The following is a 20,927-nucleotide window of genomic DNA, read 5'->3' on the forward strand; positions in this document are numbered from 1 at the left end:
CTTTATAAGCCGTTTATGTAATCAGGTTACAGCAACAGTCCGCCTGGTTCTGATAGCCGTATGGCGCGAAAACTGCAATGTATTGTGATGTAACCGCATCAACATGGAGGAAAGCATCATGACCCAATACACGCACACAGCAGCAACCCCGGCAGGTTTGATTCTGGACATGAGCGTTCAGGAGCATTTCAGGGAAACGGTTTCAATCGCAATCGCCAACCAGAACCTCGGCGTGATGGAAGATACGGCCTTCTATGTCGTCAATCTGCTATCGCATTTCGTCAAGGCCGAATGGCTATACGACGAGTCCGCGCCCAAAGGCGTAACGCACCCGCCGCTGGCCCGACTTTATGCGCATGCCGCGCTGACCGGCTGTCCGAATGAACGCCATGCCATATTACGGCGACTGGGCGATATTGCGCTGCTGGTTTCGGGGCTGTTCCCGTCGAGTCTGAGCCGCAAAATAGTCGATGTCGATTACTACATCGCGATGGGCAGCGGCGCATACGGTTATCTGTCCGGCAAACGTGGCGCATCGGCGCGCACGCGCACGCTCGCCGACATTTTCGCTGAGCTGGCCGGAAAATTTCACGCATTTGTCGATGTATTGAACGAAGTAGCCGAACAGTGCCGACTGCACGGCAACGAGGATGTGTTGCGGCTTTATGATGTATGGATCAAAACCGGCAGTCCGCGCGCTGCCGGCAAACTAAGGCAGCTCGGTGTGGAGCCTGCGGCCGGGGCGGTCAGCCGCAGGTATAATTAGTGTCTGAACGGAAACGCTGCCAATCTATATGAATCAAGGGTTTCAGAGATTTCTTGAACACGAAGAAATAAACTGTCCACGAAAAGCACGAAATACACGAAAATTTTTATATATTTTTCGTGAGTTTCGTGGACAAAAAATCTTTCCTGCTTTAGTTATTTGAACATTGAGCAAATTATATCTTCATATTTCAAAGATCTTCGATCGATGATTTTGTCTGAAACCTTTGGTGGATAAGGCTTGTAGAATTTCCGTTCAAGCACTAATTAGCATTAGCGCGGTTTTTTTACCCGCGCGATTTATGGTGATGGGAATGGAAGCCCTCCCTCTGCCATACAAGGATTTCGGAAATCTTCTTTCTCATAGCTTCGAATTTATTTACCCGACGACCTGCCGGATTGTTTTTCGACGGACGACAGCCTGGGTGAGCCGACAGCCAGTGTCCAGGCATGCACATGCACCCGATGGCCTGAATGGGGCCGCAGTCGGCACTTTCATATTGTTGAGTGAATGCGCGGTTATTCAATGAACTCTTCCAGCACAATCTGTGCGTTTGCGGTATCGGAAAAGCGCGCGGCGATGGTTTCGATTTCCTCCAGCTGGTTCATTGCGCTGCTGCAGGTAAAGCCGAATTTCCGGCGTACCCGTTCGCTGGCGATGTTCAGCGCTTCGCGGCTACGCGTGAGGAAGTCGGCCAGCTCGTAGCTGTCGCCCGGATTGAAATAATCCTTGATGATCAGCGACGGCGAATAACAAAGGGTTTCGGATTGGTCCGGCCAGCGGACGCGAAAACGCATTTCAGGCATGGGTATTACCTCTTGGGTTGATGATGGATTGATAAATCTTCAAATGAGTCCGTGCCGATGTTTCCCAGGAAAATTCAGAGGCAAGACGCGAAGCTGTGGCAGCCAGACGCTGCCGGGGAAAGTCGCCGATTGCCTGCTTCATCGCTGCAGCAATGGCTAGCCTTTCTTCAGGGTCGGTCCAGACGCAGTCATGCTCCTGCAGGTATTCGCTAAATGGCGGCCGGCGCGAAACGATGACCGGCGTGCCGGAAACAATGGCTTCCAGCACCACCAGACCGAAGCCTTCCTGCAGCGACGGAAACACCAGCGCGTCGGCGAGACGAAACAGCGATGGCATTGCGGCGTCCGGCAACGGCCCGCTGATAACCAGCGGCTGGTCGGGGCCTTCCGCGATGCCGCTGTTTTTTACCGCATCGTCGAATGCTTGCCGATAACCGCTGTGATCGAGCAGGCTGGCGCCGCCGGCGATCAGCAATTGCGCCTGTGGCTGGTTTTTCAGCACATCAAGGAACGAATGGAAAATGCGTAATGTGTTTTTACGTGCTTCGATGCCGCCGACGGCCAGAAACAGCGGGCCGCTCCGGTTAAGACCGAGACGGCTACGCAGCGATTCATCCTCGGGCTGCGCAGTCGGATGAAAGCGCCGGGTATCGACGCCGTTGTTGATTTCGATGGCGTTAATGCCGTGTTCGTCGGCGAGCTTTTCGCGCCAGTGGCGGCTGACGCACAGTACCTGCCGCGCTTCACGAAACGAACGCGCCTGCCAGGCCGCGAGATCGGCAGCGCCGAAAGTATCGAGATGATGCACGGTGCGCACGAAGCCGGGCAGTATGCCGCGCTCGCTCAGCATTGCCAGCGCGCAGCCGCTGATCGCGTCCTGGGCGTGATAGATGTCGTAGCGCGGCGTATCAGGGCGCGAAAAATACTCGACATATGCCCGGATGCGCTGTTCGACCTGCGTGCTCAGGTCGCCGGATAAAACCGGCAGCGTCAGCAACTGCGTAGCGCAGAAGGTCTTGCGAAAAAAGGCTTTGCCGTGTTCCGCCGCCGCGATCAGCGTGACGCGCTGCCCCTGTGCATGCAGGGCTTCGGCCAGCTCCAGTGCATGTACTACGCCGCCGCGCGGATTGGTGGAGTGGGCGAGCATCGCAATGCGTAGCGGACTCATGATGCAGTCTCGTGATGTTGCATTTTGTTGCAGCCGGTTAACGGCTCGTCATTCAAATCCCAGAGCAGCGCCTGGTCGGATGCATCGGCCAGATGCAGTTGCCCTGAGTTGTCGGTTGTGCCGATGACGGCGCAGGTGATGCCGCGCCGGGAAAAATGTTCGATGATGGCTTCGCTGTGTTCGTCCTCGGCGCTCAAAATAAAACCGTAGCTCGGGAAGCAACGCAGCCAGCGTTCCAGCTCGACGCCGGGCGGGCGCGGAATCGCGGCGATGTCGATGACGCCGCCGAGACCAGAGCATTCCAGCAGCATCAGCACGGTGCCGATCAGTCCGGCCATGCTGATATCCTTGGCTGCGGCGCACAGGCCGCTTTCCGCCAGCAGCGGCAGCAGTTCGAGATCGGCGCGCAGGCGTTCGGGCGGCGCGTTGCTGCTGGCGTCCCACCAGTTATGCGGTTCACGGAAATGTCCGCGCAGATCGACCGCCGCCAGCAGTTTTTGTCCGGCTTGCGCGGCAAAACTGCTCAGTAATTTTTCGGCGCGCCCGAGAATCGCTACCGATAGTTGCGGGCGGTCGTTGCGGGTATTGCTGTGTCCGCCGACGACCGGCACGCCGTAAACTGCGGAGGCGGCGGCGAGTCCTTCCAGTATCGGGCGCGCTTTGGCTTCGCCCTCGCTCCAGATTGCATCGACCACCGCGATGGGACGGCCGCCCATCGCATAGATGTCGCTGACATTGACCATCACGCCGCAGTAACCGGCAAACCAGGGCTGGGTGGCGACAAACTCGTTCAGGAAACCTTCTGTCGCCAGCAGCAGATAGCCGTTCCCGTCCGCTATCGCGGCGCAGTCGTCGCCGAGCGCGATGGCGCGATTCTGGTGCAATGGCGCGGAGCGCGACAGGATGTCGACCACGGCGGCGATATCGCGCTTGTGCGCCAAACCGGTACTTTGCGCAATATTCCGTGCGAGTTGACCCAGGCTGTTCATGCCGCGATCCGGCTGGTGGCGATAAAACCGGTCAGGGCGTCGGCATAGGGCGGATAGCGTTTCAGGTCGGCCTGCATCAGATGATGCGGGCGTCCGTGCGGCGTGATTTCTTCCAGCGTCTGCCAGTGCAGACGGCGAAACAGCGGCACATTGCGGCTTTGCACCTGCGCCAGAAAGGTATGGCAGCCCTGGGCATGCGCACTGCTGACCGCCAGACGGATCAGCGCCGCGCCCAGACTGCCCTGTTTGCGATAGGCGGACGCCACCGCCAGCCGCGAACCCCACCAGAGGCCCGGTTCAGGCTGGTGAATGCGCACGGTGCCGACTACTTCGTCCGGCAGTCCGCCGACGCAGGCGATAGCGACGATAGGGGTGGCGATACGGTCGATTGCATCCATATCGTCACCTTCGAATACGCCCTGTTCTTCGCAGAAAACCGCCTGCCGCAGACGTAGCATCTGCTGCCGCTCCCAGTCCTGAGTGACCCATTTGAGCAGGTATTCATTCGCCATAAAATGTTTGATGGGTTGGTTCAGCATGTCACACCTCGTAGGCGGAAAGCGCCGAACATGCGCCGCATTTGGCGCAACCGGCTTTCAGGTCGGCGGAGTGCAGTCCGGCTTGTTTCAGCATTGCGCCGAGCGGTTGCAGGATGTCCTGCATGAAACGCGGATCGGGTGAGGGATGATGTTCCAGCGGGGTGCCGACTATCGGCACGAACGGCACCACGAACGGATAAACGCCTTTGCCGGTCAACTGCTCGCAAACAGACAGGATGGCCTCAATCGTATCGCCGAGACCGGCCAGTATGTAGGTGCTGACTTCGCCGCGTCCGAACACCGCAACCGCCACATCGAAGGCATCCATATAGCGCGTCAGCGGCACGGCGGCTTTGCCGGGCATGATGCGCGCGCGCACTTCCGGGGTGACGGCTTCCAGATGCATGCCGAGGCTGTCGATGCCGCTCGTCTTCATGCGCTCGAACCAGCTATCCTGATCCGGCGGTTCGCATTGTCCCTGTATCGGCAAATCCACGGCGGCTTTCACTGCGCGCGTGCTTTCGCATAAAATCGCCGCGCCGCGATCGGTGGCGTTGGGCGTGCCGGTGGTCATCACCATATGTTTGACGTTATCCAGCAGCACGGCGGCGCGCGCGACTTCAGCAAGTTGTTGCGGGGTTTTGCGCAGTATGGTTTTACCGGCCGCCAGCGATTGCCCGATGGCGCAGAACTGGCAGGATTTCTGACGGTTGTTGTAGCGTATGCACGATTGCAGCAGCGTGGTGGCGAGCACATCCGCCGCATGCAGCGTGGCGATGTGGGAATAGGGAACGCCGTCCAGGGTCTGCAGCCGGTAAAAACGCGGCTGGCGCGGAAAGGCGATTTTGGCGAGCGCGCGTTCGCCGTGCCGAATCACGCTGATGCCGTGCGCGTCGGGCTGGGCGGCGACGAATGGCGAGCTGCTTGCCGTAACGGTGGCGACCGGCACCATCACGGTTTTACCGCCGATGTTGACGGCTTTGTGGTCGGAGGGGCCGGCGCCGCCGCGCCGGTCGGCAACACTGTCGTGTTCGAGGCGCAGTCCCAGCGATTGCAGTTCGTTGATGAGCTGCGGCGAAACCGGTTCAACGTAATGCATGACTGATTTCCTCGCTGTCGGGGATGAAGGGTGTTGTTGCAAACGCCGGGAGACTGGATTTCGGCGCTGCGGTATCGGTGGTAACCATTGGAGATGCCGCTCTGTCGTCGATACGCAGGCTCAGCAATTCCGGGCGCGCGTAATGGCCGACCGAATCCATCATGCGTTTGCGTTTGGTGATCAGCGTCTTATCGAGATCGGCGATTACCATGCCTTCGCCCGAGCGTAGCGGTTCCGCCAGATGCTGGCCTTCCGGGGAGACGATGGCGGTGCAACAGCCGCCGCGGAGCGCTTTTTGCAGGCCGGGATCGGGCGTGACCGCCGCGATTTGTTCGTCGCTGAGCCAGCCGGTGGCGTTGACGACGAAGCAGCCGGATTCGAGCGCATGGTGACGTATCGTGACTTCGATCTGATCGGCGAAAATCGGTCCGACCAGCGAGCCGGGAAACTGGCTGCAGTGGATTTCTTCGTGCTGCGCCATCAAGGCATAGCGCGCCAGCGGGTTGTAATGTTCCCAGCAGGCGAGCGCGCCGATGCGCCCGATGCCGGTATCGACCACCTCGAGGCCTGATGCGTCGCCCTGGCCCCAGATCATGCGCTCGTGAAAAGTCGGGGTGATCTTGCGCCGTTTCAGCGCCAGTTGGCCGTTTTCGTCGAAGATCAGTTGTGTGTTGTAGAGGCTGCCGTGATCGCGCTCGTTGACGCCGAGCACCACGACTATGCCGAGTGCGCGCGCCTGTGCGGCAACGGCTTCGGTGACCGGTCCCGGTACTGTCGGGGCGTATTCGTACAGTTTCAGGTGTTCGCTGCCGGACTGCACGGGCGGCAATACGAAGGAAAAATACGGGTAATAAGGTACGAAGGTTTCCGGGAACACCACCAGTTGCGCGCCTTGGCGGGCGGCATCGGCGATGGCCTGGCAAACCTTGTCGACGGTGCCGGTAGGCGAGTCGAACACCGGCGCGATCTGTACCGCTGCCGCTCTGACGATTGTTTGCGATGTCACTATCTGTTCTCCTGTTTTTCGTGATTGAAGTCCCGAACACGAGTTCTGGAATTCACATTTGATAGAAAAAGCAACGCAACTATTCAGCTATCGGCATTGGGTCTGCGGGTAAGGCTGTCGAGACACGCCGTAAATCCATCCCTGGAGGCTCGACTGCGGCATCCCTGCCGCAGACGGTCTCGCCAACCTTACCCGCAGCCCCTCCGTGGCGTCATGCTCGGTGGTACTGAATAGCTGCGAAAAAGACCTACATCGTCCAGGTATCCAGAATAAATGCGTTTTCGCGACGATGAATCAGCGCAATATCGAGCACATCGAGCGGGCTGATCGGGCGTATACCTTCGATGAGGCTCGGTTCGCCGTGTCCGTAGAGCGCTTGCAGCGCAAAACGGCAGGCGTAAACCTTGCCGCCTTCCTCAATGAACTTCTTGATTTGATTGGTGTAGTTTTGATGCCCAGGAAAGGCCTCGTCGCCCAGACGCGGAAAACCGCGCTGTAGGCCCAGCGTCACGCCAGGCCCATACAGCAGGATTGAAGTTTCGAAGCCCTTGCGTTGCAAACGCGTGGCCTGCAACAGATTCACGAAACCGATGGAGCCTTCGAACGCGACGGTGTGAAATTTCACCAGCGCTTTTTCGCCGGGTAGAGCTTTAACGTCCTCGAATACTTTCTCTTCGTAATCGACAAAAAAATCGCCGTTGGCGTGAGCCGGTTTTTGAACTGCTGGCATGGGATGAACCTCGTTTTAAAAGTTGAAAATCTCCGCACCGGCGTGATGCCGGGAAGCGTTGTGCTTGCCAATCGCGAGCTTGATCGACGGGGATTACTTTAAAAGCGGGGCGGTTTTGGGAACAGATTCAGGATTTGCTAATTTTTATGCGTACAGATAGGCGGTGTGTAGAACTGTACTGCCTGATAAACCGGATAACTGTTATGGCTATGTGTCGGTTGACCGGTTAACGCGTTTGTGCCATTTCAGGCGACAAATGGCGAAATGACACGGTTTTATGTCGCGAAGAGTGAAAGTTAGGCTATTTCCAGAAAAAACATACCAGAGTTCCAGTTCGCTTCTTTATCTCGTCATTCCGGCTGGGAATGACGGAATCCAGACTCTGGATGGTTTGGGGGTAACGTCCCTATCAACTGGACACCGGGAGAATCCATACGGGTATGACGTACCAAGAAGGATCCTCTTTCAAGGAAACCACCTTATATACACGCTCTACCATCAATTCGCTAAGTGTGTCCGCTTAACCGACGTGGAACATAATTTCTGCCGCCATACAGCCCCATATAGGACTGGGGGTGACAAGCTAAAGAATTTTCCACGCCAGTTAACCTTGAATACTTAGCAAGTTCCATATCAGTAATACATGACTACTTATGACCAATTCGGGCCGCTCTAGGCGGCTGCAAATTTTACCTGCCAAACTGCTTCTGCGACTTGATTGATCGACAGCAGAACAAACAATGAAACACTGATTTAATCGGTTTTCACCATGAATTTGAATGGTAACCAATTGATTTTTATTGTCCGTAATCAGCCGATTTTGAATTAATCAGTGGTTCCCTAATGAGAATTAATTTTGTTTGGAGGTTGATAACCCGGTGCAAACAGTGCACTCTCTACGCCATATAGAGCTAAAGGGTCTCTTAACCACAGCCGAAACGCTTTATCTTCGCCTTTGCTGTGGTTCGGTGAGCAATCGACATGCCATTGGAGTAAAACATAACCAGCCATTGCGGCTCGAAGGTTGATACGCAATACACCGTCGTGTATTTCAAAATCTCTCGCGACTAATTCGGGACACTCATTATCTGGATGAGGCACTAAATCGAGTTCAACGATTCGGTTCCACTGAATATCCTGCTCGGGTAGCTCGTGTTTTTCAGGAACACTGTTGTCAATAACAACGGCATAGTCAATCCGACTTATTACAAAATCCACAAACTTTTGCCTCTTGCGATCAAATGCGCGTGTATGCCAGCGCAATCCGTCTGTAGCCAAGGAAAATGGTACAATCTCCCGCTCAGATGCTCCACTACCAGAAAAATAACGTATTTTTACAGCCTTATTTAAATTAATTGCGCGTGTGATTGGAGCTAAGCTAGTTAATTGAAGGCGATTTAATACCATTGGCATTTCACATGAAATCAATGGGCCAACAACCGGATTAACTCCGTCACCAAAGCCTTGAGATAGCGCCGTTAGTACTCGCTCAGGCGAATGAGTAAATAATGGCTCAAATCTCTCGCCAAGCACATATATTTTTGAAGCATTGTCAAATACGATATTTCCAGGAGCAAATTTTTTATATAGAGCAAAGTCACGCGTTGCACCGGCCGGGGCCACCCCAAATCGCCCCATCAATTCTCCTCGTCCTACCTTACCCAGAAAGTACAGCTGAAACTCAATGTATGCCAATCGTTCACGTTGGGCTTGGCTAAGCATATCCATCATCATCGCACCTTAATTAGAGAGTATATGGTCAATATGTTTTTATTATGCGTCAATTTGCCGCACATGTAAAACCAAAAAAGATCATTGACATCATCATATTGATGACATATGATCATCTTTAAATTAAATGAAGGAGCTACAATGGCAAAAAATCCACCGAGCGGTGATGGACAGCGCATCGGCGCGGTACGAGATCGCAGTCAGACACAAACGCCAACCGGAAATTGGGTAAAAAGAGATACCGACACCGGTCGGTTTATTGATGTTAAGACAACTGATAAGACGCCGTTCAAAGGGGTGTGTAAGGAAAAGTGAGCGGGCTTTTCGTACAAATATCACCCATAAATCAACGAAAATAGGAGATTGCGATGACACATCAATAACAGAGATAAGCTCGAAAGCTTATCACGGAAACATACGCAATGGGATTGGGGCAGGGCGGTTTCAAATTCCAAGTGCAACGGTTGTTGATTCGCACATAGCCTCATCCTTTTGGCAATTATGCAGGAATTCGGCATAAACTTCCAAGGGGGTTCTAAACCCGAGAATTTTTCTCGGTCTCGTGTTCAGTCTGTATGCGATTTCATCCAGTTGCTCCTGCGAGTAGGTCGACAAATCGGTTCCTTTGGGTAAATACTGGCGCAGTAGTCCATTGGTGTTCTCGTTACTTCCGCGTTGCCAAGGGCTATGAGGGTCGGCAAAGTAGATGGTGATGCCCGCTCGCTCACTGAGCGTTTTATGGCAGCTCATTTCCTTACCTTGATCATAGGTCATGGTTTTGCGCATCGGCTCATGGACACGGTTCAATGCGTTACTGAAGCCTTCCAGTGCGGCTTCAGCCGTGCCGGACGTCATAGCCGCCAGCATCACAAGGCGGCTGCTACGCTCGACCAGCGTGCCTACCGAAGAACGATTGCCTGACCCCTTGATCAGATCACCTTCCCAATGCCCTGGAACCAGCCGGTCTTCAATCTCCGGTGGACGTACATGCAAGCTGTTCATATCAGGTATCTGACCACGCCGATCGGTTCCTCTGGCGCGAGGACGTCTGCCCGTGTGAGATTGCCGCAAACAGCTCAACAGTTCGCTGCGTAATTCACCGCGTGGGAAGGCATACAGTGCGGTGTATATCGTTTCATGTGACACCGTAAGGGCTCCCTGCTCTGCATACACGCGCTTGAGTGTGCCAGAAATCTGTTCAGGCGACCAACCTTCATGCAGAAAGTAATCGACTACGCCAAAAAGCAGGCTATCCGGTAATAATTTGCGCGGCTTTCGAGCCATATGGCGTAACTGCCTCGCTCGTATCCCCGCCGTACCTGCGCAATAGCTACCAGACTTGACTGGATTGCGTAACAATTCGCGACTGATCGTTGACGGAGATCGCTGTAATCTCAAAGCCATCGCCCTCAGGCTATGTCCATCTGACTTCATCAACATGATCGCGGCACGATCCTCTGCACTTAAGTGATTATATTTCTTTTCCATTGCAACACCTTATCATAGTGTTGCACTTGTATTTTGAGCCCGCCCAGGTAATAATGCCCGCCTTTGTCTAAGCCCATAAATCAACTTTTACCAGGAAGCACCGGTATGAAACTTCAAGGCGCAGTTATTAAAGAGCAAGGCCAAACATTCGCTATCATTATCGTAAAGTCACATGTTATTAATTCACAAACAGAATCACAGGAAGCAGCACGGGCCTTCTCTGTGTATTTTCCTGGCATGCCAGTTACGCTAATGGCACAAGATAGTAGAGGAGTGCCGACTTATCGAGGCCGTAAAGATATTGTTAATTTCCTTGCGAATATTCACATGTCACAAATACCATGGAGGGAGTATACATTTTCATAATACATTATATGGATAGGTAGTCATCATACATAGTCTACTGTAGACTATCTGTAGAATTACTTAATTTACAACAGCCAATGTTCAATAAATATTATGAGGCTCCTTGTTGAGCCTCATAACCAATTACTTCGCTACTGTGCCAGTAATTATTCACTAATATGGCGCGGCTTTCACTTTCTGCGACCTCCTATATGTTACCCGCTTTGTAATATGAACTGGATATTCTGTACTGCTAGTGGAACTTCCCCATAACAGTTATCCGATTGTTCTGGCATAACAAATTCATTCCAGCAGGATCTGTGTCCTGAAAAATTTTTTTTCTCTGAATCTGTGATCGGATCAGTCTCGTTTCCTGAATATTCCGTGCCAATCTGGCATCAGGCTGGCGGTCACTTGAGTAACCTTACCGCATAGTCGCAACCGGAAGAGATAACCGTAGGAAATAACATTAAAATAAACACTCGTACGGGCGTTTTCTTATGACCGGAGTTTTACACAATACGCGGTTTGGGTTGATGTGTGCCAGCGGCATCCAAAGAAAGAACTCGCCCATCTCAAGGGCAGAAGCCAAGGTAGCAAAGGAAGTGGAACGTAAAGCCGGAATCAGGCGCGTGGGTCGATATTGCAGCTTTGGGTAGCCGCGATCGACCGATGGTCTTCAGTGGTAGGCGGAATCATGATCGGCGTGAAGACTGAGTATCCTTAACCATGGCCCGTCGCGGTATCCCAGCACGCGAAAAACCTTGCTCGCACGGAAGCTGTATAACCGTTGACCGTTTGGGCCTTGCCTGGAGTGGATAGCTTCCCATTTTAACCCACGGTCGGCGTAGACCTGCGGCCAGGACATGGTGCTCAAACGCTTGAGCGTGGACAGCAGCGCGGTTTGCTCGGCCTTCTCCAAAACAAACAGGTCGCGCTGAAATACCGGGCTGTTCAGGTCGAGCCGCAGCGTGTTATCGGCCATGCACAGCGGCCTCAATGTCAGCCATATTATCCGAGTAGGGCGGATGGGTTTCCGCCCAGACAATAGCCTCATCCAGTTTTGCCTTGTTTTCCGGCGTATGCAGCCATTGCTCGCTGTCAGGAATGAACTGACCGGTTTTGACGATCCAGACGCCGGGTTCGATCTCATCGACCAGCACAGTCTGCCCGGAATACTCTTTGCCCAAGGTGATTTGTCCGCTCGCTCCGATGGTCTTGATCATGCTCATGCCGACATCTCCGTTAAATATTATTGCATGGCTGCATGATCGCATGATTTATCGGGTTGCGATAGCGCGTCGCAAGGATATTTGTAACTATTCAGCCTACCCGCTGGAGAGGAAGTGAGGTGAGTCAGGCGAGACCTTTTGCGCCCATGGATGGGCGCAGAGAGCTTCCATGGACGGACTTGCAGCGTGGTTGATTGACCGACACGCTTCCGCGTGTCTCGACTGGCTTGCCTCACTTCCGACCGCTTCGGTCATGAAGCTAAAGCGCTCTCTGAATAGTTACGGATATTTCACCCCGACCGCGGCTACGTTCCCATAACAGTTATCCGGTTGTTCGGGCATCACAGATTCGCTTCAGCGGGATCTGTATCCAGAAAATTTTCTCTGCTCTGAATCTGTGACCGGATCGGTCTCGCTTCCAGAATATTCCGTGCCAATCCGGCATCCGGCTGACGGTCACTTTGTCAGTCTTACCGCATCGCCACAACCAGAAGAGAGAACCGTATGAAACAACATCAAAACGCCACACCCAGTGTTCATTATGACGTCATCATTGTCGGCGGCGGTCAGGCCGGATTATCGGTGAGTTACCACCTGCAAAAACTAGGCGTCAACCACATTGTTTTCGAAAAAAACCGCGTCGCTCATTCCTGGCGCGCCGACCGTTGGGACACTTTCTGTCTGGTGACGCCGAACTGGCAATGCCGGTTGCCGGATTTTCCGTATCAGGGCAACGATCCGCAGGGCTTCATGCTCAAGGACGAAATCGTCGAATATGTGGAAGCCTTTGCGCAAAAGGTCAATGCGCCGCTACGGGAAGGCGTGGCGGTCACGCGCGTTTGCCGAAGCAAATCCGGGAAGTTGGAGGTGACGACGAGTGAAGGACAATTCAGCGCCGATCATCTGGTGGTGGCGACCGGCGGTTACGATATTCCGATAGTGCCGGATTACGCCCACAGCCTGCCGAAACACATCACGCAAGTGCATTCCATGCACTACCGCAATCCTGAGCAATTGCCGCCCGGCGAGGTGCTGGTGGTGGGTTCCGGGCAAAGCGGCGTGCAGATCGTGGAAGATCTGCATCTGGCGGGCCGCAAGGTGCATCTGGCCGTCGGCACCGCGCCGCGCTCGCCGCGCCTGTATCGCGGGCGCGAGGCGACCGAATGGCTGTACGACCTGGGGTTTTACGATCTGACCGTTGATCGACATCCGTTAGGCGACGCAGTACGCCACAAAACCAACCACTACATGACCGGGCGCGACGGCGGTCACGAAATCGACCTGCGCAAGTTTGCGCTGGAAGGCGTGCGTTTATACGGCAGCATGGTGAATATTCGCGGCGCGCGCCTGGAATTCAAACCGGATCTGACCAAAAACCTTGATGATGCCGACAAGATTTACGTCAATATCCGTAACGACATCGACCGCTACATCGCTGAAAACGACATTGATGCGCCGGTGGAGCCGCCGTTCCGGAAACTCTGGGAACCGGATTTCGATCCGATCAGTGTGGATGCCAACGAAGCAGGCATTACCTCTATCGTATGGGCGATCGGTTTCCGTCCGGATTACAGTTGGATCGAACTGCCCGCTTTCGACGATCGCGGACATCCCCGTTTCCGGCGCGGCGTCACCGATGTGGCGGGGCTGTATTTTATTGGCTTACCCTGGCTCAACACCTGGGGATCGGGGCGCTTCCTCGGCATTGCCGAAGATGCCGAGTATCTGGCCGTTGAGATAGCCGAACGCCTGTCGAACAGCCGAGTCGGTCGCTTGGGCTAGTTGGCGGATGCGATGCCGCTTATCCGCTCTGCGGCAGTCAGTGCTGGTCGGGTAAAGTGGGGGTAAGCGTAGCGCCCCACCAGGACGCGGGATAAGATCGGGAAGTTATTTCCAGCCCTATCCCTGGCCTGTTTTTGTCATTAACTCACGAGTCAAGTCGCCCAGTTTTTTGATCGCGCGTTCGATGCGATCCGACCAGGGGGCGCCGCAACTGATGCGGATGAAGTTGCCGTACTTCTTTTGCGTCGCAGAGAACAGCGGGCCGGGGGCGATGATGATGTTTTCCAGACCGGCGCGGCGATGCAATTCCATCGCATCGGCTCCGGCGGGCATTTCCACCCACAGCGCAAAGCCGCCTTCCGGTTGGGTGACCTTGGTGCCTTCCGGAAACGCCAGACTCACTGCCTGCACCGTGCGAGCGATGTTGCGGGCGTATTCCTGTCTGATTTGGCGCAGATAACGGTCGTACCCGCCCTGTTCCAGCACATGGGCGACAACGAGCTGATTCAGTGTTGGTACGGCCTGATGCTGCATGTATTTCAGGTTTTCGACTTTTTCCCGGTGGCGGCGTCCCGGCACCAGCCAACCGACGCGTAGCCCCGGCGAAAGCGTTTTTGCAAAGGATGAGCAGTACAACGCATCTGCTTCCTTGTTGTGCGACATCAGTATGGATGGACGCAGCTGACCGAAGGCCAGGTCGCCGTAAACATCGTCTTCGATCAACGGAATGCCGTGCTGGTCCAGCAGCGTTATCAGCGATCGTTTCCTGTCGTCGGGCATGCACGAGCCCAACGGGTTGTTGAAGTTGGCGACGAGCAGACATGCCTTGATCGGCCACTGATCAATGGCCAACTGCAGTGCATCAAGCGAAATGCCATCGCGCGGATGCGTGGGGATCTCCAGCGCCTGCATGCCGCAGGATTCGATGACCTGAAGCAGGCCATAAAACGTCGGGGATTCGATGGCGATGACATCGCCCGGCTGGCAAACTGTCCGCAACGCCAGCCGCACGGCGTCCCTCGCGCCGAAAGTGATGACAATATCGTCGGCGGCGAAGCTGTAATTGAGCGCCGCCATGCGCTTGGCGATTTGGCGTCTCAGATCCTGGTTGCCAAGCAACTCTTCCGCATCGAAACAGCGTTTACCGTAGGTGCGCGCCACTTTTGCGGTTGCCTGTTGCAAGGTATGCGTCGGCAGCAGGTCGGGGTGGGGGACGGATGAGCCCAGATTGATCAGATGCGGCTCTTTGGCGGCGCGCAGAATCTGGCGCGTCAGCGACTGTCCTGTGACGCGCGATGGGGTGGACGGCGGATCGGAAATGGCGGGTTCGATGATGTTTGGGCGGTGAATGTTGCTGACATAGTAACCCGAACGCGTCCGAGCCTGAATTTTGCCTTGATCTTCCAGCAGCCGGTAGGCTTCCAGCGCCGTCGATATGCTCACATTCAGTTGCTGACTCAAGCCGCGCACGCCGGGCAGTCGTTCCCCCTGGCGATAAACGCCTTGCTCGATACGGGCCGCGATATCTTCGGCTACGGTTTCGTAAAGATGTTTCATTCGGTGTTGTGCGGTAAATATCGGAGTACGAAGCGCATTTGTACCGCCTCTCAGGAATGGGATAAGTGTGTCTGTCTAACCATCGTGGAAATATGCGCTTGTGTCGCCAGCAACACGCTTTGGGGCTGGAAAACGAGCCAAAGTGTCTTCCACGTCAGTTAGTCTTGAACACTTAAGGCGCTGTCGGTTACTGTAGCGTCCAGAGACATAACTTCGTCAGGCACGCTTGCCCAGTTGACATTTTTTATCTGTGGGGCAAAACGAAAATGGCGTGTCGTGTTTGACGAGATCGTCGTAAATTCTGCAGCAGCGGTAAGGTTTGCACACGAAATAGTCCTTATCGTCGCCTGCAGCAAGTGTCGTTTTGATGGAAATACATCAGCTGGAGCGGAGCTCCGCTGCATAGCAGGCAGGGATAATTGCTCCGCTCACTTCGATTTTGACTGTGCTGCTTTTCTGGGCTTTTTGGGCGCGGTGTTGCTCGGCTGAGCAACTGTTACGCGCGGGTAAAGGTTGTCGCGGATGAAACCGGCAAACCATGTCGTGTCTCCGCTATGGAGCGACTCGGTGGAAGCCTCGGCCATCTCTTCCTGCGAGGTGTTGTTCCAGGCGATGGACAGCCCGTTGTTATAGGCAAGGTGATTGATGAATTCGCGTTGCGCGCGGCCGTTTCCGCTGCGGAAAGGATGCAGTGCGTTGATTTCACCCAGATAGCAAGCCGCCCGGTCTGCGAAAGCCGATGTAGTCAGTCCGGCCAGTGCATTTTCCTTTGCCAGTTTCTCAAAAATCGATCGTGCGGCGCTGACTATGTGGGTATGGTTTGCAAAGTAATTGTCTCCTTTTGCCAGGTCAATATCGCGAAGCTCGCCCGCCCAGTCGTAAACGTCCCCAAATAGGTGCTTATGAACGGATTTCAGGTGGGCTAAGTCAAACTGTCCATGGAGAGGGGTTTGAGCCAGTTCATAGGCGCGCGCCGCAGCATAATCGGCTTCGAGTTCTTGAAGAATAGTCTGGTTTTTGATTCCCAGCTTATTTTTTAGAACACCGGTTTCCATATCAAGGTAATGATCATTGCCCGTGGGTTTCTGCATCCCTGTGCCTCTTGCCTATGTTGGAGATGACCTCGCGCACGCTGATTTCACCCTGTGCGGCACGTTCCAGATCGCTTACCAGTTCAGCGGAAGGCGTAAGCCCTTCCAGTCGCTGCTGGGCAATTGCGTTTTTAATGTCGAACAGGTTTTGTTTGATGTTGTCGTCGTTTGGCATGGCCAGCCCCTTGGGATATTGGATGGCGCGTGCTGCGCTTTATGTTTTCAATGATGGAACAGCGAGAAACGGGAGTCAATCGTTTTATCCTTCGTCCGGGTGTTTTCACTTTTTGACGTTCAGACGTTGACGCACGGCTTCGAACAGTATTACGCCGGTTGCGACGGAAAGGTTCAGGCTTTCGACCTGTCCGAACATCGGGATTTTGAAAAGAAAATCGCATTTTTCCCGCGTCAGGCGGCGTAAACCGGTACCTTCCGCGCCGATTACAATAGCCAGTGGCAGCTTCATATCGGTTTCGTAAACGGTTTTATCGGCTTCGCCGGCTGCGCCGGCCACCCAGATGCCGCTCTCCTTGAACCACCCCAGGGTTCTGGCCAGGTTTGTTACGCGGTAAAACGGGACGGTCTCGGCTGCTCCGGAAGAAACCTTGGATACGGTAGCGGTAATGCCTACCGATTGATCGCGCGTGGTGACGATGCCGTCGACGCCGGCGGCGTCGGCGGTGCGCAGGCAGGCGCCCAGATTGTGAGGGTCCTGCACATGATCGAGCACCAGAAACAGGCGCTGCCCGCTGTTCTCATCCAGGCTGTCGCGCAAGTCGGGCTCGCCGAGCTCCGTCGGCAGATCGATTTCCACGAGTATGCCTTGATGCGGACGGCGTTCAGCAAAACGTTCCAGTTGTTTGCGATCAACCTGTTTGATCGTTATCCCGGCCGTTTCGAGCGCGTCGCGCAGTTTCAGCAGGCGCGCATCCTGCCGCGACAGGTCGATCCAGGCGCTGGTTATTTTTTCAGGGCTGTGATCGAGCGCCGCCTGCGCGGCATGGATTCCAACAATACGGCGTAGCGTAGCCATTTATTTTTCTATCTTCTTGCGCGGTCTGCGCTTTCTTTTCGGTTTGTCGACTGTCTCGGCGGGTCTTTCCGATGTCTTTACAAGATCGAAATCCATTTTGCGTTCATCCAGGTCGACGCGGGCGATGCGTATGCTGACCGGATCGCCGAGACGGTATTGTATGCCGCTTCTTTCTCCCTGCAGACGGTGGCCGATGGGATCGAAATGGAAATAATCCTTGTCCAGCGTGGAAATATGCACCAGGCCCTCCACAAAGATATCGGTTAGTTCGACAAACAGGCCGAATGAGGTGACCGCGGAAATGATGCCGTCGAAGGTTTCGCCCAGTTTCGATTGCATGTATTCGCATTTGAGCCAGCTGACGACATCGCGCGTCGCTTCGTCGGCGCGGCGTTCGGCCGCCGAACAGTGTTCGCCGAACAGCACCATGTCGTTGACCGAGTAACCGAACGCTTCCGGCGGACGGCCTTCCAGCACGTATTTGATCGCGCGGTGAACCAGCAGGTCGGGGTAGCGCCGGATCGGCGAGGTAAAGTGCGTGTAGGCGTCCAACGCCAGTCCGAAGTGGCCCTTTGGCTCCGGGCTGTAAACGGCCTGCGAAAGCGAGCGCAGCAGCACGGTCTGGATCAGGTGTTTGTCGGCACGGTCGCCTATCTGTTCCAGCAGGCGGAAATAATCCTTGGGACTGGGGTCTTCGCCACCGCCGAGCCGTAGTCCGACTTCGCCGAGGAACAGGCGCAAGTCGGAAAGCTTTTCATCGGTGGGGCCGTCGTGATTGCGCAATAAATGCGGAATCTTGGCGCGCGCCAGAAATTTTGCCGATGCGGTATTGGCTGCCAGCATGCACTCTTCGATCAAACGATGCGCGTCGTTGCGCGTAACCGGCACGATATTTTCTATCTTGCGGTCGTCGGCAAAAACGATTTTCGATTCCTGGGTATCGAAATCCATCGCGCCGCGCGCTTCGCGCGCCTTGTGCAGTTTTTTGTAGAGCGCATGCAGAGCTTCGAGATGCGGGAGCAGGGATGACCGTTTTTCGCGCAATGCAGCGTCCTGATCGATCAGTATTGCGGCGACTTCATTGTAGGTGAGTCTGGCGTGCGAGCGCATCACCGCGGGGTAGAATGCATAACGTTCGATTTGTCCCGAACGGCCGATATGCATTTCGCACACCATGCTCAGGCGGTCTACGTCGGGATTGATCGAGCAAAGGCCGTTGGACAGAATTTCCGGCAGCATCGGGATGACGCGTTCGGGGAAGTATACCGAAGTGCCGCGTTTCTGTGCCTCTCTGTCCAGCGCCGTACCCGGCCTGACATAGTGCGATACGTCGGCAATGGCGACCAACAGCTTCCATCCGTCGCTCAGCGGTTCACAGTAAACGGCGTCGTCGAAATCGCGTGCGTCTTCTCCGTCTATGGTTACCAGCGGCAGCGAACGCAGGTCGACCCTGCCTGATTTTGCCTGTTCCGGTACATCGGGTCCGATGCCGGACAGTTCGTCGTCCACGGCTTCCGGCCATTGATTGGGCAGGTTATGAGAGCGTATTGCGACCTCTATTTCCATGCCGGCCGCCATATGGTCGCCCAGCACCTCGATGATGCGTCCTACCGGGCCGCGGCGCCGTGTCGGCTGCTCGATTATTTCTACCGCAACGATCTGGTCGGGCTGCGCGCCGCCCAGGTCCTGCTCAGGGATGATGATTTCATGGGTGATGTGCCGGCTGTCGGGTTTGACGCTGGCGACGCCGCGCTCCAGATAGAGGCGTCCGACAATTTGTTGCGTGTTGCGTTCCAGAACCTGGATAACGGCGGCTTCGCGCCTGCCGCGCCGATCGACGCCGCGTATGCTGACCACGGCGCGATCTTCGTGCATCAGCAGTTGCATTTCCTTGGGCGACAGGAACAAGTCTTCGCTGCCGTCGTCCGGTCGCAGGAATCCGAAACCGTCATGGTGGCCGAGTACGCGTCCTATCACCAGATCTTTCTGGTTAACCACGCAATAGCGGTCGGCGCGATTTTTCAGCAGTTGACCGTCACGCTCCATGGCGTTCAGCCGTCTGCGCAACGATTCGCTATCGTCGTCGTCTTCCAGGCCCAGCAGCTGGGTAATTTCATAAAAGCCGAGAGGCGCGCCTTGGTCCTTGAGCACATCGAGTATCAACTCGCGGCTCGGTATCGGCTTTTCATACTTTTCGGCTTCGCGTTGCGCATATGGATCTTCCAGCTTGATGCCGGATTCCTTCGTTGAAGAAGGGGATGTCATTGATGAGTTCCTTGGTTGTTATTCGTGTTTGTCTATAGGCCCGTCAAGCCGGTAAAGACGTAAAGGGTGAGTCTAATGTTTTAAATAATAAAACATTTAAGCCAGGTTTGTTGTTAAAGATGAAGGCTGGCGTGTCCGTCATGGAAACAGGATGAAAATCAGATAGCCGAAAAAAAGCATCAAGTGCACCACGCCCTGCAGCAGATTGGCTGCGCCGCTGATAAAAGTCAGCATGGCTATCAGCAGGGAGGCCTGCAGCAATGTGGTGTTGGCGCCGCTTAGTCCCAGTATCAGCGGGTGATCGAACCAGCCGGAGGCAATGATGATGGTGGGTACGGTCAAACCTATGGTCGAAAGCGCCGATCCCAGGCAAATATTGATGGAGCGCTGCATGTGGTTGGCGAGCGCGCTGCGTATCGCGCTTGCCGCTTCGGGAAACAGCACCAGACCGGCGATAATAACGCCTCCCAGCGCCGCAGGCGCATGAAGTTCTTCAATGCCGAAGTCTATGAGATGCGCCAGCCATTCGGATAGCAGCACGACCGGTAATATACTGATGATTAATCCGAATACGGGTTTTGTAATATCGACGAGGCGGCGCGGGCGCTTTTGCCTGACGGCGACTTCGGATGTGCTGGCAAGACTGAAGTAGGCCCGATGGCGACCGGTTTGCAGCATCAGAAAAAGCCCGTACACGACCGCGCAAAGCACGCCCAGGAATACGGATTGCGTCGGGGCAAGCGTGGGTCCGGGGGATGATTCCGTGTAGTTCGGCATGATCAGTATCAGCATCGACAGCGGTGCGATCAGTTGCAGAAATGACAGCGCGCCGCGCAGGTTGAACGACTGTTCGCGATGACGCAACGCTCCGCTGAGCAGCGCCAGCCCGGTTACGCCGTTGAGCGTAATCATCAATGCCGCGAATACTGTGTCGCGCAGCATGGCGTGATTTTCCTCGCCGCCGAACATGATGCGCAGCATCAGGGTAACTTCGATGCAGGTGGACGACAGCGTCAACACCAGGGTGCCGAAAGGCTCTCCCAGGCGTTCGGCCAGTTTATCCGCGTATCTGACTGTCGATGATACGCAGCCCAGCATGATAAGGAATATGATGCCGGCGGTTACGGCGGTAGCGCCTAGGCCCTGTGCCAGCATTGCCGGTCGGGTTGGCGGGCGGGAAAGCAATAACCATAACGCCCATCCGGACAGGGCGGGCGCCAGGCGTATTATGGCGGTTTTTGCACGAGAGGCTTTCAATTCGCTATCTTCGATAATGGCGTATTTCACTCGGGGTTATTGT

At 55.0% G+C, this 20,927-nt stretch carries 21 protein-coding genes; 4 read left to right on the top strand and 17 right to left on the bottom strand.

Features of this window, described 5'->3' with window-relative positions:
• The first annotated feature begins 118 nt into the window (after positions 1-118).
• Entirely contained in the window at positions 119-766 is a 648-nt protein-coding gene (locus tag F6R98_RS05955) for a hypothetical protein (RefSeq protein ID WP_153248203.1), read from the top strand.
• A gap of 518 nt (positions 767-1,284) precedes the next feature.
• Here the strand turns inward: F6R98_RS05955 and F6R98_RS05960 are convergent.
• The 8 genes from F6R98_RS05960 to F6R98_RS05995 all read right to left on the bottom strand — a co-directional run bounded on the left by F6R98_RS05960 (position 1,285) and on the right by F6R98_RS05995 (position 8,831).
• Complete coding sequence (locus F6R98_RS05960) at positions 1,285-1,572, bottom strand: MSMEG_0570 family nitrogen starvation response protein (RefSeq protein ID WP_153248204.1); 288 nt, start codon at positions 1,570-1,572, stop codon at positions 1,285-1,287.
• Positions 1,565-2,740, bottom strand: coding sequence for an MSMEG_0565 family glycosyltransferase (locus F6R98_RS05965; protein ID WP_153248205.1), 1,176 nt, complete (start codon positions 2,738-2,740; stop codon positions 1,565-1,567). The genes F6R98_RS05960 and F6R98_RS05965 overlap by 8 nt, the downstream gene beginning before the upstream one ends.
• Complete coding sequence (locus tag F6R98_RS05970; protein WP_153248206.1) at positions 2,737-3,729, bottom strand: sll0787 family AIR synthase-like protein; 993 nt, start codon at positions 3,727-3,729, stop codon at positions 2,737-2,739. Before F6R98_RS05970 ends, F6R98_RS05965 begins: the two co-directional genes overlap by 4 nt.
• On the bottom strand, positions 3,726-4,268 hold the full coding sequence (locus tag F6R98_RS05975; protein WP_153248207.1) for an MSMEG_0567/Sll0786 family nitrogen starvation N-acetyltransferase: 543 nt from the start codon (positions 4,266-4,268) through the stop codon (positions 3,726-3,728). Before F6R98_RS05975 ends, F6R98_RS05970 begins: the two co-directional genes overlap by 4 nt.
• A gap of 1 nt (position 4,269) precedes the next feature.
• Positions 4,270-5,367: an MSMEG_0568 family radical SAM protein gene (locus tag F6R98_RS05980; protein WP_194270166.1), complete on the bottom strand. Its 1,098-nt coding sequence runs from the start codon at positions 5,365-5,367 to the stop codon at positions 4,270-4,272.
• A complete protein-coding gene (locus tag F6R98_RS05985) occupies positions 5,354-6,373 on the bottom strand; it encodes a Nit6803 family nitrilase (protein WP_153248208.1) in 1,020 nt (339 codons plus the stop codon). Before F6R98_RS05985 ends, F6R98_RS05980 begins: the two co-directional genes overlap by 14 nt.
• A 247-nt stretch (positions 6,374-6,620) precedes the next feature.
• Positions 6,621-7,103 (bottom strand): MSMEG_0572/Sll0783 family nitrogen starvation response protein, encoded by a 483-nt coding sequence (locus F6R98_RS05990; RefSeq protein ID WP_153248209.1) that lies wholly within the window; start codon positions 7,101-7,103, stop codon positions 6,621-6,623.
• An 840-nt stretch (positions 7,104-7,943) separates the two neighbouring features.
• A complete protein-coding gene (locus tag F6R98_RS05995) occupies positions 7,944-8,831 on the bottom strand; it encodes a WYL domain-containing protein (protein WP_228125121.1) in 888 nt (295 codons plus the stop codon).
• Between the two features lie 144 nt (positions 8,832-8,975).
• Between F6R98_RS05995 and F6R98_RS06000 the strand changes: the two genes are divergently transcribed.
• Positions 8,976-9,149 carry a hypothetical protein gene (locus F6R98_RS06000; protein WP_228125122.1) on the top strand — a complete coding sequence of 58 codons (174 nt, stop codon included), beginning with the start codon at positions 8,976-8,978 and terminating at the stop codon, positions 9,147-9,149.
• Between the two features lie 129 nt (positions 9,150-9,278).
• Here the strand turns inward: F6R98_RS06000 and F6R98_RS06005 are convergent, their stop codons facing one another.
• Positions 9,279-10,322 (bottom strand): IS30 family transposase, encoded by a 1,044-nt coding sequence (locus F6R98_RS06005; RefSeq protein ID WP_153247527.1) that lies wholly within the window; start codon positions 10,320-10,322, stop codon positions 9,279-9,281.
• A gap of 105 nt (positions 10,323-10,427) precedes the next feature.
• Here F6R98_RS06005 and F6R98_RS06010 point away from each other — a divergent pair, with 105 nt between their 5' ends.
• The gene (locus F6R98_RS06010) at positions 10,428-10,688 is read left to right on the top strand and encodes a hypothetical protein (protein ID WP_153248211.1); all 261 of its coding nucleotides are present in this window, start codon (positions 10,428-10,430) and stop codon (positions 10,686-10,688) included.
• 658 nt (positions 10,689-11,346) lie between these two features.
• Here F6R98_RS06010 and F6R98_RS06015 read toward each other — a convergent pair.
• Positions 11,347-11,652, bottom strand: a complete 306-nt coding sequence (locus F6R98_RS06015) for a hypothetical protein (protein WP_153248212.1) — start codon at positions 11,650-11,652, stop codon at positions 11,347-11,349.
• Positions 11,642-11,899 carry a hypothetical protein gene (locus F6R98_RS06020; RefSeq protein ID WP_153248213.1) on the bottom strand — a complete coding sequence of 86 codons (258 nt, stop codon included), beginning with the start codon at positions 11,897-11,899 and terminating at the stop codon, positions 11,642-11,644. The genes F6R98_RS06015 and F6R98_RS06020 overlap by 11 nt, the downstream gene beginning before the upstream one ends.
• A gap of 504 nt (positions 11,900-12,403) precedes the next feature.
• Between F6R98_RS06020 and F6R98_RS06025 the strand changes: the two genes are divergently transcribed.
• The gene (locus F6R98_RS06025) at positions 12,404-13,681 is read left to right on the top strand and encodes an MSMEG_0569 family flavin-dependent oxidoreductase (RefSeq protein ID WP_153248214.1); all 1,278 of its coding nucleotides are present in this window, start codon (positions 12,404-12,406) and stop codon (positions 13,679-13,681) included.
• Between the two features lie 117 nt (positions 13,682-13,798).
• Here the strand turns inward: F6R98_RS06025 and F6R98_RS06030 are convergent, their stop codons facing one another.
• The 6 genes from F6R98_RS06030 to F6R98_RS06055 all read right to left on the bottom strand — a co-directional run bounded on the left by F6R98_RS06030 (position 13,799) and on the right by F6R98_RS06055 (position 20,914).
• On the bottom strand, positions 13,799-15,238 hold the full coding sequence (locus tag F6R98_RS06030; protein WP_153248215.1) for an aminotransferase-like domain-containing protein: 1,440 nt from the start codon (positions 15,236-15,238) through the stop codon (positions 13,799-13,801).
• A gap of 428 nt (positions 15,239-15,666) precedes the next feature.
• Positions 15,667-16,329 (bottom strand): Fic/DOC family protein, encoded by a 663-nt coding sequence (locus F6R98_RS06035; protein ID WP_153248216.1) that lies wholly within the window; start codon positions 16,327-16,329, stop codon positions 15,667-15,669.
• A complete protein-coding gene (locus tag F6R98_RS06040; RefSeq protein WP_153248217.1) occupies positions 16,307-16,504 on the bottom strand; it encodes an antitoxin VbhA family protein in 198 nt (65 codons plus the stop codon). The genes F6R98_RS06035 and F6R98_RS06040 overlap by 23 nt, the downstream gene beginning before the upstream one ends.
• Positions 16,505-16,609: 105 nt before the next feature.
• The gene (gene rlmB, locus F6R98_RS06045; RefSeq protein ID WP_153248218.1) at positions 16,610-17,362 is read right to left on the bottom strand and encodes a 23S rRNA (guanosine(2251)-2'-O)-methyltransferase RlmB; all 753 of its coding nucleotides are present in this window, start codon (positions 17,360-17,362) and stop codon (positions 16,610-16,612) included.
• A complete protein-coding gene (rnr, locus tag F6R98_RS06050; protein WP_153248219.1) occupies positions 17,363-19,627 on the bottom strand; it encodes a ribonuclease R in 2,265 nt (754 codons plus the stop codon). It abuts the gene before it with no gap.
• A 138-nt stretch (positions 19,628-19,765) separates the two neighbouring features.
• Positions 19,766-20,914, bottom strand: a complete 1,149-nt coding sequence (locus F6R98_RS06055) for a calcium:proton antiporter (RefSeq protein ID WP_228125123.1) — start codon at positions 20,912-20,914, stop codon at positions 19,766-19,768.
• Positions 20,915-20,927: the final 13 nt, after the last annotated feature.

It is taken from the genome of Candidatus Methylospira mobilis (assembly GCF_009498235.1).
GTDB classification, from domain to species: domain Bacteria; phylum Pseudomonadota; class Gammaproteobacteria; order Methylococcales; family Methylococcaceae; genus Methylospira; species Methylospira mobilis.

What these genes read in the sequence shown, in the direction of transcription:
- F6R98_RS05995 (WP_228125121.1), bottom strand. Translation starts at nt 8,831, where the DNA reads ATGGATATGCTTAGCCAAGCCCAACGTGAACGATTGGCATACATTGAG.
- F6R98_RS05980 (WP_194270166.1), bottom strand. Translation starts at nt 5,367, where the DNA reads ATGCATTACGTTGAACCGGTTTCGCCGCAGCTCATCAACGAACTGCAA.
- F6R98_RS06035 (WP_153248216.1), bottom strand. Translation starts at nt 16,329, where the DNA reads ATGCAGAAACCCACGGGCAATGATCATTACCTTGATATGGAAACCGGT.
- F6R98_RS06000 (WP_228125122.1), top strand. Translation starts at nt 8,976, where the DNA reads ATGGCAAAAAATCCACCGAGCGGTGATGGACAGCGCATCGGCGCGGTA.
- F6R98_RS06005 (WP_153247527.1), bottom strand. Translation starts at nt 10,322, where the DNA reads ATGGAAAAGAAATATAATCACTTAAGTGCAGAGGATCGTGCCGCGATC.
- F6R98_RS06015 (WP_153248212.1), bottom strand. Translation starts at nt 11,652, where the DNA reads ATGGCCGATAACACGCTGCGGCTCGACCTGAACAGCCCGGTATTTCAG.
- F6R98_RS05970 (WP_153248206.1), bottom strand. Translation starts at nt 3,729, where the DNA reads ATGAACAGCCTGGGTCAACTCGCACGGAATATTGCGCAAAGTACCGGT.
- F6R98_RS05965 (WP_153248205.1), bottom strand. Translation starts at nt 2,740, where the DNA reads ATGAGTCCGCTACGCATTGCGATGCTCGCCCACTCCACCAATCCGCGC.
- F6R98_RS05960 (WP_153248204.1), bottom strand. Translation starts at nt 1,572, where the DNA reads ATGCCTGAAATGCGTTTTCGCGTCCGCTGGCCGGACCAATCCGAAACC.
- F6R98_RS05955 (WP_153248203.1), top strand. Translation starts at nt 119, where the DNA reads ATGACCCAATACACGCACACAGCAGCAACCCCGGCAGGTTTGATTCTG.
- rnr (WP_153248219.1), bottom strand. Translation starts at nt 19,627, where the DNA reads ATGACATCCCCTTCTTCAACGAAGGAATCCGGCATCAAGCTGGAAGAT.
- F6R98_RS06040 (WP_153248217.1), bottom strand. Translation starts at nt 16,504, where the DNA reads ATGCCAAACGACGACAACATCAAACAAAACCTGTTCGACATTAAAAAC.
- F6R98_RS05990 (WP_153248209.1), bottom strand. Translation starts at nt 7,103, where the DNA reads ATGCCAGCAGTTCAAAAACCGGCTCACGCCAACGGCGATTTTTTTGTC.
- F6R98_RS06020 (WP_153248213.1), bottom strand. Translation starts at nt 11,899, where the DNA reads ATGAGCATGATCAAGACCATCGGAGCGAGCGGACAAATCACCTTGGGC.
- F6R98_RS06010 (WP_153248211.1), top strand. Translation starts at nt 10,428, where the DNA reads ATGAAACTTCAAGGCGCAGTTATTAAAGAGCAAGGCCAAACATTCGCT.
- F6R98_RS06030 (WP_153248215.1), bottom strand. Translation starts at nt 15,238, where the DNA reads ATGAAACATCTTTACGAAACCGTAGCCGAAGATATCGCGGCCCGTATC.
- rlmB (WP_153248218.1), bottom strand. Translation starts at nt 17,362, where the DNA reads ATGGCTACGCTACGCCGTATTGTTGGAATCCATGCCGCGCAGGCGGCG.
- F6R98_RS05975 (WP_153248207.1), bottom strand. Translation starts at nt 4,268, where the DNA reads ATGCTGAACCAACCCATCAAACATTTTATGGCGAATGAATACCTGCTC.
- F6R98_RS06025 (WP_153248214.1), top strand. Translation starts at nt 12,404, where the DNA reads ATGAAACAACATCAAAACGCCACACCCAGTGTTCATTATGACGTCATC.